The organism is Rhodococcus sp. P4_B6 (assembly GCF_056402215.1).
In genome coordinates, this window is sequence record NZ_JBFUHV010000211.1 from 1 (window position 1) to 13,131 (window position 13,131).

Sequence of the window (13,131 nt, forward strand, 5' to 3'; positions counted from 1 at the left end):
TCGGGCACCCGCCTGCTGAGCACCCTGGTCAACAACCTCGAGGCCACCGGCGGACGCTACGGCCTGCAGACCATGTGCGAGGGCGCGGGCATGGCCAACGCCACCATCATCGAACGCATCTGACCCACACCCCCGAAAACCCTGCTTCCGAAAGGTAAGACATGATCGTCAACGACAGCGTCGCACTCGTCACCGGCGGTGCCTCCGGCCTCGGCCTCGCCACCACCAAGGCACTGCTCGCCGACGGCGCCAGCGTCGTCATCATCGACCTGCCCTCCTCCGACGGTGAGACCGTCGCCAAGGAACTCGGCGACCGCGTGCGTTTCGCCGCAGGCGACGTCACCAGCGAGGCCGACGTGTCCGCCGCACTCGACGTCGCGGAGTCGCTCGGACCGCTGCGTGTCGCCGTGAACTGCGCCGGCATCGGCAACGCCATCAAGACCGTGAGCAAGAACGGCGCGTTCCCGCTCGCCGACTTCACCAAGATCGTCACCGTCAACCTGATCGGCACGTTCAACGTGATCCGCCTTGCCGCCGAGCGCATCTCGAAGAACGAGCCGATCGAGGGCGAGCGCGGCGTCATCATCAACACCGCCTCTGTCGCCGCATACGAGGGCCAGATCGGTCAGGCCGCGTACTCCGCGTCCAAGGGCGGCGTCGTCGGCATGACGCTGCCGATCGCCCGCGACCTCGCCTCGCTGCTGATCCGCGTCAACACGATCGCTCCCGGCCTGTTCAAGACGCCGCTGCTCGGATCCCTGCCGGAGGCTGCGCAGCAGTCGCTCGGTGGCCAGGTGCCGCACCCCTCGCGTCTCGGCGACCCGTCGGAGTACGGCGCCCTCGCCGCGCACATCGTGTCGAACCCGATGCTCAACGGTGAGACCATCCGTCTCGACGGCGCCATCCGCATGGCACCGCGCTGATCGGCGACCTGTGACTCTGCGCGAGGACGGGCCTGCCACCACCGAGACGGTGTATGCCGACTGGCGGACCTTCGAGGCCCTGACGATGACGCCCATCCTCGAGCAGGCACTGGATCTGTTCAACGAGAACGGTTACCACGGCACGACGGTGCGGCAGATCGCCCGTCGTGTCGGGGTGACCGTCCCCGCCCTGTACTACCACCACGAGAGCAAGGAAGCCGTTCTCGTGGCCCTGTTCGAACTGCAGATGCGCGAACTGAACGAACGCGCCGAGGCAGCCGCCCGCGAGGCCGGCGACGACGTGCTGGCGCAATTCGCCAACGTCGTCGAGGCCATCGTCCTGTACATGACGTACCGGGTGCGGCACGTCTCCCTCGACACCGAGCTGCGGCACGTCTCCGCCGACAGCCGCAGTCGCTACGCCGCGACCCGCAAGCGGCTCGAACTGATGATGGTCGACCTCGTCGCAGACGGCGTCGCCCGCGACGTGTTCCACAGCGGCGACGTCCCCGAGACCGTGCGCGCTCTCCTTGGGATGTTCCAGTCGATTCCGCGGTGGTATCAGCTCGGCGGAGCACTGACTCCCGAGCAGGTCGCCGGCCGCTACGTCGACATCGCTCTCCACACCGTCGGGTATCTACCCGCTCACTGACCGTTTCCCCAGAGGAGCCGTGCCATGCTCTCCACCGCATTCACCAAGACCTTCGGCGTCCGCCACCCGATCGTGCAGGGCGGCATGCAGTGGGTCGGTCGCGCCGACCTCGTCGCCGCCGTCGCCAACGCCGGCGCGCTCGGTCTGCTGACCGCACTGACCCAGCCGACCCCGGAGGACCTCGCCAAGGAGATCGCCCGCACCCGCGAACTCACCGACCAGCCCTTCGGCGTGAATCTGACGATCCTGCCGGCGATCACGCCGCCGCCGTACGAGGAGTACCGGCAGGTCATCATCGAGTCCGGCATCAAGATCGTCGAGACGGCCGGCTCCAACCCCGCGCCGCACCTGCCCGACTTCCACGCCGCAGGCGTGAAGGTGCTGCACAAGTGCACCAGCGTGCGGCACGCGATCAAGGCCCAGGACAGCGGTGTCGACGGCATCAGCATCGACGGCTTCGAATGCGCCGGCCACCCCGGCGAGGACGACATCCCCGGGCTCGTGCTCATCGCGGCCGCCGCCGAACAGATCACCATCCCGATGGTCGCGTCGGGCGGATTCGCCGACGGGCGTGGGCTGGTCGCGGCCCTTGCGCTCGGCGCCGACGGGATCAACATGGGCACCCGCTTCATGTGCACCGCCGAATCGCCGATCCACCAGAACATCAAGGAAGCGATCGTCGCCGCCAAGGAGACCGACACCGAGTTGATCTTCCGTCCGCTGCGGAACACCGCCCGCGTCGCGAGCAACACCGTGAGCCGGGAGGTCGTCGAGATCCTCGACCGCGGAGGAAAATTCGAGGACGTCCGGGAACTCGTCGCCGGTGCCCGCGGGCGCACCGTGTTCGAGAACGGCGACCCCGAGGCGGGCATCTGGACCGCAGGCACCGTCCAGGGCATCATCCACGACATCCCGACCGCTGGTGAACTCGTCGAACGCATCGTCGACGAGGCGGAAGCCCTGATCGCGGAGCGCCTCGCCGGCCTGTCGGTTCCCGTCAGCGCCTGATCGTAGGAGAGAAGTCATGCAGCGCACCATCTTCGAGCAGGATCACGAGGCGTACCGGGAGACGGTGCGCGAGTTCCTCGCCCGCGAGATCGAACCGAACTACGAACAGTGGGAAGCCGACCGGCTGATCGACCGCTCGGCGTGGCTGGCCGCCGGAAAGTCGGGGATCGTCGGACTCGCCGTGCCGGAGGAGTTCGGCGGCTCCGGTGTCACCGACTTCCGATTCCGGTACGTCGTCGCCGAGGAGATCGCCCGCACCGCGACGACGTCGTTCGGTTCGGGGCTGGCGCTCCAGGACGACATCGCCATCCCGTACATCGTGAATCTCGGCACGCACGAGCAGAAGCAGCGGTGGCTGCCGGGCATGGCCGCGGGCGAACTGATCGGTGCGATCGCGATGACCGAGCCGGGCACCGGAAGCGACCTGCAGGGCATCAAGACCACCGCGGTGCGAGACGGCGACGACTGGGTGATCAACGGTCAGAAGACATTCATCACCAACGGTATTCACTCCGACCTCGTCATCGTCGTGGCCCGCACCGACCCGAACGCCGGCTCCAAGGGTTTCTCACTCCTGGTCGTGGAGCGGGGCATGCCCGGCTTCAGCCGGGGCCGCAAACTGCACAAGGTCGGACTGGCCGGTCAGGACACCGCCGAACTCGTGTTCGAGGACGTGCGGGTGCCCGCGGCGAACCTGCTCGGCACCGAAGGCCGTGGCTTCGTCCACCTCATGGAAAACCTGCCCCTCGAACGTATTTCGATCGCAGTCAACGCAATCGCGGCCGCGAAGGCCGCCTACCGGTGGACCCGGGACTACGTGTTCGAGCGCAAGGCGTTCGGCAAGCCGATCGGCGATCTGCAGAACACCCGGTTCGCGCTGGCCGAGATGCTCACCGAGATCGAGGTGACCGAATCGCACATCGACCGGTGCGTCCTCGCCTTGAACACAGACGAACTCACCGCCGTCGACGCGTCGAAGGGCAAGTGGTGGGCCAGTGAACTGCAGAAGCGCGTCGTCGACCGCTGCGTCCAGTTGCACGGCGGCTACGGCTACATGATGGAGTACCCCATCGGCCGCGCGTACGTCGACAGCCGGATCCAGACGATCTACGGCGGGACCACCGAGATCATGAAGGAAATCATCGGTCGCGACATCGCGGCCGGGTAGGCGGCTCCGCCGCCCGTGCGCCTTTCTGGTTGTTCCCGCTACCAGAAAGGCGCACGGGCGCGTAGCGCCTATCCCAGGCGGGCCTTCGCGTCGGCGTACTCACGGCTGAGGCGTTCCACGATCTGCGCCGCCGGGACTACGGCGTCGACGGCGCCGATGCCCTGCCCGGCGCCCCAGATGTCGCGCCAGGGCTTGGCTTCCGACTTCGCGGCGGTGTCCGCGTCCTCACCGACGCCGAAGTTCATGGCGGACGGGTCGGAGACGGCGAGGTTGTTCGGGTCGAGTCCGGCGGCCTCGATGCTGCCGCGCAGGTAGTTGCCGTGCACGCCGGTGAACAGGTTGGAGTAGACGATGTCGGAGGCGGTGGAGTCGACGATCATCTGCTTGTAGCCCTGATCGGCGTTGGCCTCTTCGGTGGCGATGAACGCGGAGCCGACGTAGGCGAGGTCGGCGCCGGCAGCCTGCGCGGCGAGGACCGAGCGGCCGTGGGCGATGGAGCCCGACAGCAGGAGCGGTCCGTCGAACCATTCGCGGATCTCCTGGATCAGCGCGAACGGCGACAGGGTGCCCGCATGTCCGCCCGCGCCGGCGGCGACGGCGATGAGGCCGTCGGCACCCTTCTCCACGGCCTTCTTCGCGAACTTGTTGTTGATGACGTCGTGGAGGACGATGCCGCCGTAACTGTGGATGGCGTCGTTGACGTCGGCGCGGGCGCCGAGGGAGGTGATGACGATCGGGACCTCGAATTCGACGATGGTGGCGAGGTCTTCGTCGAGGCGGTCGTTGCTCTTGTGGACGATGAGGTTGACCGCGTACGGGGCGGACGGTGTCTCGGGGTTGTTGGCGTCGTGCTTGGCGAGTTCCTCGGTGATGCGGGTGAGCCATTCGCGCAGCACGGGTTGCGGGCGGGCGTTGAGGGAGGGGAAGGATCCGACGACGCCGGAGGTGGATTGGGCGATCACCAGGTCGGGACCGGAGACGATGAACATCGGCGACGCCACCACGGGCAGGCGGAGCCGGTCTTGCAGGATGGGGGGCAGGCTCATGAATTTCTCCTTCATGCAGTGATGAGTGATGCGGTGGTGCAGGGTTTTACGACTGGGACAGCTGGGCGGCCATCCGTGGGATGAGCGCCTGCAGGCCCTTCACGGGCCGGACCATCACCTTGAACGACGTGATCTGGTCACGGTCGTTCCAGTGGATCAGGTCGATGCCGTTGACGTGGATGCCGTCGAGTTCGGTGGCGAATTCCAGGACCGCGGAACGATCGCCGTACCACTCCTCGACGTACCGGAAGCCGGTGCCGTCGAAGACGGTCAGGGCGGCGCCGAGGTAGGCCAGGACCTTCGGCTTCCCTTCCTGTGGAGTGAATACCGCGGGGGAGGAGAACACGGCGTCGTCCGCGACCAGGGCGTCGAGGGCGGCGAGGTCGCGGTGTTCGACGACGTGGCGCCAGCGGTCGACGACGCCGGGCCGGGCCGGCTGTGCGGCGGTCATCCGCGGAACGCCGGGGTCGGAAGGTCTTCGCCGAACACGTCCGGCAGGTCGTCGCGGACGCTGTCGGGGAACACGGCGGGCCGCTTCTCGAGGAACGCGGAGATGCCCTCATGCGCGTCCGGCCCGATGCCGCGGATGTTGATGCCGCGGGTTTCGACGCGGTGCGCGATCATCGGATGCTCGGCGCCGAGCGCCCGCCACATCATCTGGCGGGACAGCGCCACGGACACCGGGGCGGAGTGCTCGGTGAGGCTCCGGGCCAGCGCGTAGGCCTCGTCGAGCAGGGACTCGCGCGGGTACAGCTTGTACACGAGGCCGGCGTCGTGGGCCTCCGTGGCGGGGAACACCCGGCCGGAGTACACCCAGTCGAGGGCCGTCTGCAGCGGGACGAGGCGCGGGAGGAACCACGTCGAGCAGGATTCGGGGACGATGCCGCGGCGGTTGAAGACGAATCCGATGCGGGCGTCGTCGGCGGCGAGACGGAAGTCGGCGGCGAGGGTCATCGTGATGCCCACGCCCACGGCGGGACCGTTGATCGCGGCGATGATCGGCTTGCGGGATTCGAACATCCGGAGCACCACCCGGCCGCCGCCGTCGCGGCGGGCGTCGGCGCCCTCGTCCTCGTCCTGCCAGTGGTCGAACGTGGCGGCACCCGCCGACAGGTCGGCGCCCGCGCAGAACGCTCGTCCGGCTCCGGTGAGCACGATCGCCCGGACCGTGTCGTCCGCGTCGAGCTGGTCGTATGCGGCGATCAGCTCGTTCTCCATCGTGGTGGTGAATGCGTTGAGCTGGTCGGGCCGGTTCAGGGTGATCGTCGCGATGCCGTCGGCGACGTCGAGTCCGATGTGATCCATCGCACCAGCATGACATCGCTACCGAACGATCGCTAGAGCGGAATCTGTGACGGGACCCACTACTCTGGTGTGGTCGTGTGACGATCGGAGCGGGGACGGAGTACCAGGGATGTGCGCTGCAAAGGTGGCCGCTACGAGCACGGGTACCGGGCGGCAGGTGATCCTCGATTCCGCGGTCGCCAACATGAACGAACGCGGCTATCACGGCACGTCCATGCGCGACATCGCGCGCGGCGCCGACATCACCGTCGCGTCGATCTACCACCACTTCGCGTCGAAGCAGGAGATCCTGCAGGACATCATGGTGCGCGCACTGCACGACGCCATCGCGATGACCCGCGGCGCGCTGCTGCGTTCGGGCGGCGCCCCCGCCGACCAGTTGCAGGCGCTGATGCGGGCGTGGGTCATGTTCCACACCACCCGGCAGCGGGACGCGATGGTCGGTGCCACCGAGATCCGCAGCCTCGACGACCCGGGCCGCCGACTCGTCGTGGCCCTCCGCGACGAACAGGAGCACCTCTTCCGCGACGTCATCGAGCGTGGTGTCGAGGAGGGCGATTTCGCGACCGAATACCCGCGGGACGCGGTTCGCGGCATCATCAACATGGGGCAGTCGGTGTGCACGTGGTGGCACGCCGACGGTCCCCTGAAACCCGAAGAACTCGCCGAGCGCTACGCCGACCTCGCCCTCGCGATGGTGAAACCGGCCGTCTGATCGCATGAAATTCGCCCGAAGACTCGACGCTCTCCAGCAGCGATATCCGGCGATGGGTTTCCCGATCGCCGTCGCGTACAAATTCCTCGACGATCAGGGCGTGTACCTCGCGGCGTTGATCGCCTACTACGGGTTCATCTCGCTGTTTCCCCTCCTGCTGCTGCTGTCCACGGTGCTCGGGTTCGTGCTGTCGGGGCATCCCGAACTGCAGCAGGACATCATCGACTCGGCGCTCAGCCAGTTCCCCGTCATCGGAGCCGACCTGGCCGACCCGCACCGGATCGGCGGCGGAGTGACCGGCCTGGTGATCGGACTGGTCGGAGCCCTCTACGGCGGCCTCGGCGTGGCGCTGGCCTGCCAGAACGCCATGAACACGGCCTGGTCGGTTCCGCGCAACATGCGCCCCGACCCGATCCGCGGCCGGCTGCGGGGTCTGCTGCTGCTCGGCACGATCGGGCTCGCAATCCTGGGGACGGCCGCGGTCGCCGGGATCGGTGCCGCGACGCACCTGTCCGGTTCGTTCACGGTGCTGCTGACGCTCGCCGCGATCGCGATCAACTCGGTGATCTTCATCCTCGCGTTCCGGCTCGCCACCGCCCGCCCGCTGTCCGTCTCCGACGTGGCCCCCGGTGCTGTCGCGGCGGCCGTGTTGTGGCAGGTGCTGCAGTCGTTCGGTGCGTACTACGTGAGCAAGGTGGTGAGCACCGCGTCCGTGACGAACGGGGTGTTCGCCGTCGTGCTGGGCCTGCTGGCGTTCCTCTTCCTCGCCGCCGCGGCCGTCGTCGTGTGCGTGGAGATCAACGTCGTCCGCGTGGACAGGCTGCATCCGCGGGCGCTGCTCGTGCCGTTCACCGACAAGGCGGAACTCGCGGACGGCGACAAGCGGACGTTCACCGACCAGGCGAAGACGCAACGCGCGGTCCCGCGTCAGGGAATCCACGTCACCTTCGACGAACTTTCTGGGACGATGGACGAGTCCGCACCGACGTCGAAGGAGGAGCCGTGACCGATCCGATCTTCGACAAGTCGGAACAGCTGAAGCAGGTCCAGCAGGGGATTCTGCCCGGCGAGACGATCATCGCCGTGTACGACTGCATCGGCGCGGGCACCGGCTTCCTCGCGATCACGAACCTGCGCGTCGTGATCCAGGACAAGAGCTTCGTCGGCAAGCGCACCGCGATCACGTCCATCCCGTACAAGAACATCCGGTCGGTCTCGTTTCTCAGCAACAAGTCGTGGGCCGGCCAGTTCTTTTCCTCGAGCAGCATCGCCGTCGACGTCGCCGACACCACGTACGAGGCCGACTTCCGTGGCATGGACAAGGCCCACCACGTGCACACGGTGATCCTGCAGCACATCACGTGACGTAGATCGCTCCGGTCCGGTGCGCCGGGCCCACGTCTCACCTGCGGGCCCGGTGAGTGGAATCACGCCCGCGCGGATTGTTAATTCGCTTGCGGCCTCGCCCATACTGGTACGAGCCGGATTGCCACCATCTCGGCCCGGTTCATCCTCAGGCGAGTCCACTGGACGTGCTCGCCGATCCTACGATCAGCCCGACGGGAGTCTTGCTGCCATGACGCCGCCTGCAGTTCACCTCACCGAACCTGCGGTCACCGCTCGTCCGTCTCTGCGTCCGCGGATTCCGTCACCGAGTCGGCGGGGCGCGATGCTCGCGCTTGCGCTCGGCGGGTTCGGTATCGGCACAACGGAATTCGCGTCCATGGGCCTGTTGCCGGCGATGGCTTCCGCGACGGGGGTGTCGGAGCCGGTGGCCGGGCACTTCGTGTCCGCGTACGCGCTCGGTGTCGTCGTCGGGGCGCCCGTCATCGCGGCACTGGCCGCCCGCGTGGAGCGGCGCACGCTGCTCATCGCGTTGATGGGCACGTTCGTGATCGGCAATCTCGCGACCGCGCTCGCCCCCGGATACGAAACGCTGCTCGCCGCCCGATTCCTCGCCGGGTTGCCGCACGGCGCGTATTTCGGCGTCGCGGCGCTGGTCGCCGCGCACCTCGCGGAACCGGGCAAGCGGGCCAAGGCGGTCGCGACCGTGATGATGGGTCTGTCCGTCGCCAACGTGATCGGGGTGCCCGCGACGGCGTTCTTCGGCCAGATCCTCGGCTGGCGGTCGGCGTTCGCGTTCGTGGTGCTCATCGGAATCGTGACGCTGGTGGCACTGGCGCGTCTCGTCCCGCCGCTGGCCGGGGTGCACGTGAGCAACCCGGTGGCCGAACTCGGGGCGCTGCGCCGGGGACAGGTGTGGATGACGCTGATCTTCGCGACGGTCGGGTTCGGTGGCTCGTTCGCGGTGTACACGTACATCAGTTCGACGCTCACCGACGTGTCCGGGCTGCCGCACTCGATGGTGCCGGTGGCGTTGATGCTGTTCGGTTCCGGGATGATCCTCGGCAACGTCGTGGGTGGGCGCATCGCCGACAACGCGGTGGTCCCCGGCCTGTTCGGGTGCATGATCGCCCTGATCTGCGTCCTCGCCCTGTTCGTCGTCGCCGCACACAACCCGGTGACGGCGCTGATCGTGCTGTTCTTCATCGGCATGGCGGTGACGTCGATCTTCCCGGCCGTCCAATCGCGGCTGATGGACGCGGCGGGTGACGCCAAGACGCTCGCGTCGACGCTGATCCACAGCGCGTTCAACCTCGCCAATGCGGGTGGTGCGTGGATCGGTGGCGTGGTGATCGCCGCCGGATACGGCTACACCGCCCCGGCCGCCGTCGGCACCCTGCTCGGCGTCGCCGGACTGATCGTCCTCACGATCGCCGTCCTCCTCGACCGCCGGCGCCGGCCGGAACCGGTCGCCGGCTGACGGTTCAGGCGTGCACCCCGGCGGCGTAGCGATCTCGTAGCGTGCCCTTGACGAGCTTCCCCGTGGGGGTGCGGGGGAGGTCGTCGCTGAAGACGAGGTTCCGCGGGACCTTGAACCGGGCGAGCCGTCCCCGCACGTGGTCGAGGAGTGCGCCGGCCAGCGCGTCGTCCCCGATCTCTCCCGGAACGGTCTGGACGACGGCCAGCACCGATTCACCCATCTCCTCGTCCGGGATCCCGATCACCGCGACGTCGAGGACGGCCGGGTGCTCGGTGAGGGTGTTCTCGATCTCCTGCGGATAGATGTTGACGCCGCCGGAGATGATCATGAACGACTTCCGGTCGGTGAGGAACAGATACCCGTCCTCGTCGAGATAGCCGACGTCGCCGGTGGTGGTCCACGTCGGGTGCTGCGGGTGCTGGGCGTCGCGCGTCTTCTCGGGGGCGTTGTGATATTCGAACGGCAGGGTGTCCCGCTCGAAGTACAGGGTGCCGACCTCGCCCGGTGCGAGGTCGGCACCGTCGTCGCCGCAGATGTGGGCGACGCCGAGGGCGGCGCGGCCGACGGTTCCGGGCCTGTGCAGCCATTCCTCCGAGTTCACCAGGGTCATGCCGTTGAGTTCGGTGGACGAGTAGTACTCCGACAGGATCGGACCCCACCAGTCGATCATCTGCCGCTTCACGTCCACCGGACACGGGGCGGCGGCGTGCACGGCGACACGCAGGCTGGACACGTCGTACTTCTCCCGCGTCGGCGCGGGCAGTTTCAGCATGCGGACGAACATCGTGGGCACCCACTGGCTGTAGGTGACGCGGAACTCCTCGATGTACGCGAGCGCCTTCTCGGCGTCGAAGCGGTCCATCACGACGACGGTGCCGCCGAGGGCCTGCACCGACGCGCAGGTGCGGAGCGGCGCGGCGTGGTACAGCGGGGCGGGTGACAGGTAGACAGTGTCGGGCGTGACTCCCCACACCGTCGCGTTCATCCCGGTCATGGTGTCGCCCGGGTCCTGGATCTGCCGTGCGGGCAACTCCGGTTTGATGCCCTTCGGGCGGCCGGTGGTGCCGGAGGAGTACAGCATGTCCGCCCCGCGCGGCTGGTCGGGCAGCGGAACGTCGGACTCCGCGGCCGCGGCCTCGTCGAGGGAGGCGTAGCCGGGAATCGTTCCCCCGAACGCCAGTCGGTGCTCGACACCGGGGGTGAGGGCGGGAAGTTCACCGGCGACCACGTCGAGTGCTGCGTCGACGATCAGCGCCCTGGCACCGCAATCGTCGACGACGTACGCGATCTCCGGTGGCGTGAGATGCCAGTTCACCATGGTGAGGTAGAGCCCGGAACGCATGGTGGCCCAGTAGATGTCGAAGATGGCGGGGGTGTTCGTGGCCAGCACCGCGACGTGATCCCCGCGGCGCAGGCCGAGGGCGTGCAGGTGGCGGGCGATGCGGACCGAGCGGGACTCGAGTTCGGCGAAGGTGACCGTCTGCCCGGTGCCGGCCATGATCACGGCCGGCTTGTCGGGTGTGGTGGCAGCATGAGCGCCGGGATACATGGTTACTCCAATTCGTGGTGGATCTCGAGTGGTGAATCCGCCTCGGCGTCAGCCGAGCTGCTCCTGCGCGACCTTGGACCGGCGTGCCACGCCGGCCACCGAGATCAGTCCGATCACCGCCGCCACGATCACGAAGACGGCGGGGGAGAGGATGTTTCCGGTCTTCTCCACGAGCCAGACAGCGACGAACGGCGCGGTGCCACCGGCGATGACGACACCGAGGTTCCAGCCCATCGCGACACCGGTGAAGCGGACGTCCTTGTCGAACAGCAGCGGCATGAGCGTGTACGAGCCGACCTGGGCTCCGATGGTGTTGACCATGATCAGCAGATAGGCGATCGCGGCGATCCACAGGCTGTGGTGCATGACGGCCATGGCGGGGTAGGTGACGATCGCGAATCCGGCGAAGCTGATCACGGTGAACCGCAACCGTCCGATGCGGTCGGCGAGCATGCCGCCGAGCGGCATCGCGAGTGCGACGACGCCGATGACGGCGGTCGCGATCCAGTAGACCGGGGTGCGTTCGTAGCCGAGGCTCTTCATCAGATGGATGCTCATGTAGGTGAGGCCGATGTATGCGGTTCCGTTGCACGCCACACTGATTCCGACCGACTGCAGGAGGGCGAGCGGCTGACGCCGGAAGACGGCGACGACGGGCGCCTGGGCCGGCCCGGAATCGGCGTCCTCGCCGTGGGTTTCCTCGACCCGGGTGCGGGCCCACAGGCAGAGCAGTGTTAGCGGCAGCGCGAGCAGGAACGGGACCCGCCATCCCCAGCTCTCGAGTTGCACGTCGGTGGTGAACGCCGACACCGTGCCCGCGACCGCAGCGGCCATCGCGAACCCCATCGTGGAGCCGAGCGGGGTGAACGCGCCATAGGTGGCCTTGAGATGCCGCGGCGCCGATTCGGAGATGAACGTGGCCGAGCCGCCGACCTCGCCGCCGGCCGAGAATCCCTGGACCATCCGCACGAGAACGAGAAGCACCGTGGCCCAGATCCCCGCCTGCGCGTGGGTGGGCAGGAAGCCCATCGCCATGCTGCCGAGGCCCATGCAGACGAGCGTCGCGAGGAGGGCCTTCTTCCGCCCGAACCGGTCGCCGATGTGCCCGAACACGATGCCGCCGAGCGGACGCATGAGGTAGGCGGTGCCGAACACGGCGAGTGCCGACAGCAGCGCGGTGGCAGGGTCGCTGCTGGGGAAGAACAGCGGCGCCATCACGATCGCGAGGTAGCCGTACAGGCTGAAGTCGTAGTACTCGATGAGGGTGCCCACGCCGCCTGCGATCGCGGCGCGGCGCGCTCGGATGCGGTCTTCGGCTCGCCACTCGGTGGTGGCAGCAGTCCCGGTCAACTGGTCCGTCATGAGTGTCCTGACCTTTCGAGGCGGATGAGACGTGCATCACTTCCGGGAGATCATGCCAACTGAACGATCGCTTGGCAAGTTCTTCGATTTTCGGGAATCTCAGCTATTAACTGCAGAATATAGGGATATTGACTTCCGACGCCCGTTCGGCTGATGATGGGCACTGGCCGAACGAGCGTTTGGCTGAGGATCGAAGGACTTGAAAGGACGCAGCGGATGACGACGTCCCACGCCGAAGCGGACACCCACGAGGACCGGGAGGATTCGGCAGGCGTCGATCTCACCGCCCTCGCCCACTACCTCGACGGCGCGCTCGACGGCGGCGTGAGCGGCGACCTCGCTGTCTCGCTCATCAGCGGCGGCCGATCGAACCCCACCTATCGGGTCGCCGACGCCGACCGGACGTGGGTCCTGCGGCGGCCTCCGTACGGGCACGTTCTGCCGAGCGCCCACGACATGAAACGCGAGTTCACCGTGATCCGGGGGCTGGCCGGAACCGCCGTCCCGGTGCCCGAAGCGGTGCTGCTGTGCGAGGACGCGGACGTGCTCGGCGCGTCGTTCTACCTCATGGAACTGGTG

At 67.8% G+C, this 13,131-nt stretch carries 14 protein-coding genes and 1 pseudogene; 10 read left to right on the forward strand and 5 right to left on the reverse strand.

Translation table 11 applies throughout. The features are described from left to right. The 5 genes and pseudogenes from AC1DWT_RS44700 to AC1DWT_RS44720 all read left to right on the forward strand — a co-directional run. Positions 1-123 (forward strand): annotated as a pseudogene (locus tag AC1DWT_RS44700) (steroid 3-ketoacyl-CoA thiolase); the annotation flags it as partial. A 38-nt stretch (positions 124-161) separates the two neighbouring features. Continuing rightward, positions 162-923, forward strand: coding sequence for a 3-hydroxyacyl-CoA dehydrogenase (locus AC1DWT_RS44705; protein WP_072949228.1), 762 nt, complete (start codon positions 162-164; stop codon positions 921-923). A gap of 10 nt (positions 924-933) precedes the next feature. Beyond that, positions 934-1,575 (forward strand): TetR/AcrR family transcriptional regulator, encoded by a 642-nt coding sequence (locus AC1DWT_RS44710; RefSeq protein ID WP_095862770.1) that lies wholly within the window; start codon positions 934-936, stop codon positions 1,573-1,575. Positions 1,576-1,599: 24 nt separating this feature from the next. Then, positions 1,600-2,583: an NAD(P)H-dependent flavin oxidoreductase gene (locus AC1DWT_RS44715; protein WP_072949225.1), complete on the forward strand. Its 984-nt coding sequence runs from the start codon at positions 1,600-1,602 to the stop codon at positions 2,581-2,583. A 16-nt stretch (positions 2,584-2,599) separates the two neighbouring features. Beyond that, positions 2,600-3,751 carry an acyl-CoA dehydrogenase family protein gene (locus AC1DWT_RS44720; protein WP_477925737.1) on the forward strand — a complete coding sequence of 384 codons (1,152 nt, stop codon included), beginning with the start codon at positions 2,600-2,602 and terminating at the stop codon, positions 3,749-3,751. A 68-nt stretch (positions 3,752-3,819) separates the two neighbouring features. Here AC1DWT_RS44720 and AC1DWT_RS44725 read toward each other — a convergent pair whose 3' ends face one another. From AC1DWT_RS44725 to AC1DWT_RS44735, 3 genes are read right to left on the reverse strand one after another with little or no spacing between them, the layout of a single operon-like run. Next, positions 3,820-4,797 carry an NAD(P)H-dependent flavin oxidoreductase gene (locus tag AC1DWT_RS44725; RefSeq protein WP_072949258.1) on the reverse strand — a complete coding sequence of 326 codons (978 nt, stop codon included), beginning with the start codon at positions 4,795-4,797 and terminating at the stop codon, positions 3,820-3,822. Between the two features lie 46 nt (positions 4,798-4,843). Then, positions 4,844-5,248, reverse strand: a complete 405-nt coding sequence (locus AC1DWT_RS44730) for a nuclear transport factor 2 family protein (protein WP_477925738.1) — start codon at positions 5,246-5,248, stop codon at positions 4,844-4,846. Continuing rightward, on the reverse strand, positions 5,245-6,102 hold the full coding sequence (locus tag AC1DWT_RS44735; protein WP_072949222.1) for a crotonase/enoyl-CoA hydratase family protein: 858 nt from the start codon (positions 6,100-6,102) through the stop codon (positions 5,245-5,247). The genes AC1DWT_RS44730 and AC1DWT_RS44735 overlap by 4 nt, the downstream gene beginning before the upstream one ends. Before the next feature lie 109 nt (positions 6,103-6,211). Between AC1DWT_RS44735 and AC1DWT_RS44740 the strand changes: the two genes are divergently transcribed. The 4 genes from AC1DWT_RS44740 to AC1DWT_RS44755 all read left to right on the forward strand — a co-directional run bounded on the left by AC1DWT_RS44740 (position 6,212) and on the right by AC1DWT_RS44755 (position 9,641). After that, on the forward strand, positions 6,212-6,817 hold the full coding sequence (locus AC1DWT_RS44740) for a TetR/AcrR family transcriptional regulator (protein WP_072949220.1): 606 nt from the start codon (positions 6,212-6,214) through the stop codon (positions 6,815-6,817). Positions 6,818-6,821: 4 nt separating this feature from the next. Next, complete coding sequence (locus tag AC1DWT_RS44745) at positions 6,822-7,823, forward strand: YihY/virulence factor BrkB family protein (RefSeq protein ID WP_477925739.1); 1,002 nt, start codon at positions 6,822-6,824, stop codon at positions 7,821-7,823. Then, positions 7,820-8,182: a PH domain-containing protein gene (locus AC1DWT_RS44750; protein ID WP_072949217.1), complete on the forward strand. Its 363-nt coding sequence runs from the start codon at positions 7,820-7,822 to the stop codon at positions 8,180-8,182. Before AC1DWT_RS44745 ends, AC1DWT_RS44750 begins: the two co-directional genes overlap by 4 nt. Before the next feature lie 211 nt (positions 8,183-8,393). Further along, positions 8,394-9,641: an MFS transporter gene (locus AC1DWT_RS44755; RefSeq protein ID WP_072949215.1), complete on the forward strand. Its 1,248-nt coding sequence runs from the start codon at positions 8,394-8,396 to the stop codon at positions 9,639-9,641. Positions 9,642-9,645: 4 nt separating this feature from the next. On the opposite strand, the gene AC1DWT_RS44760 is transcribed toward AC1DWT_RS44755, so the two are convergent. Together AC1DWT_RS44760 and AC1DWT_RS44765 are read right to left on the reverse strand one after the other, a co-directional pair. Continuing rightward, a complete protein-coding gene (locus tag AC1DWT_RS44760) occupies positions 9,646-11,190 on the reverse strand; it encodes an acyl-CoA synthetase (RefSeq protein WP_477925740.1) in 1,545 nt (514 codons plus the stop codon). A 48-nt stretch (positions 11,191-11,238) separates the two neighbouring features. After that, complete coding sequence (locus AC1DWT_RS44765; RefSeq protein WP_477925741.1) at positions 11,239-12,552, reverse strand: MFS transporter; 1,314 nt, start codon at positions 12,550-12,552, stop codon at positions 11,239-11,241. A gap of 216 nt (positions 12,553-12,768) precedes the next feature. On the opposite strand from AC1DWT_RS44765, the gene AC1DWT_RS44770 reads away from it, so the two are divergent. After that, a partial coding sequence (locus AC1DWT_RS44770; protein ID WP_477925742.1) for a phosphotransferase occupies positions 12,769-13,131 on the forward strand: 363 nt, incomplete at its 3' end.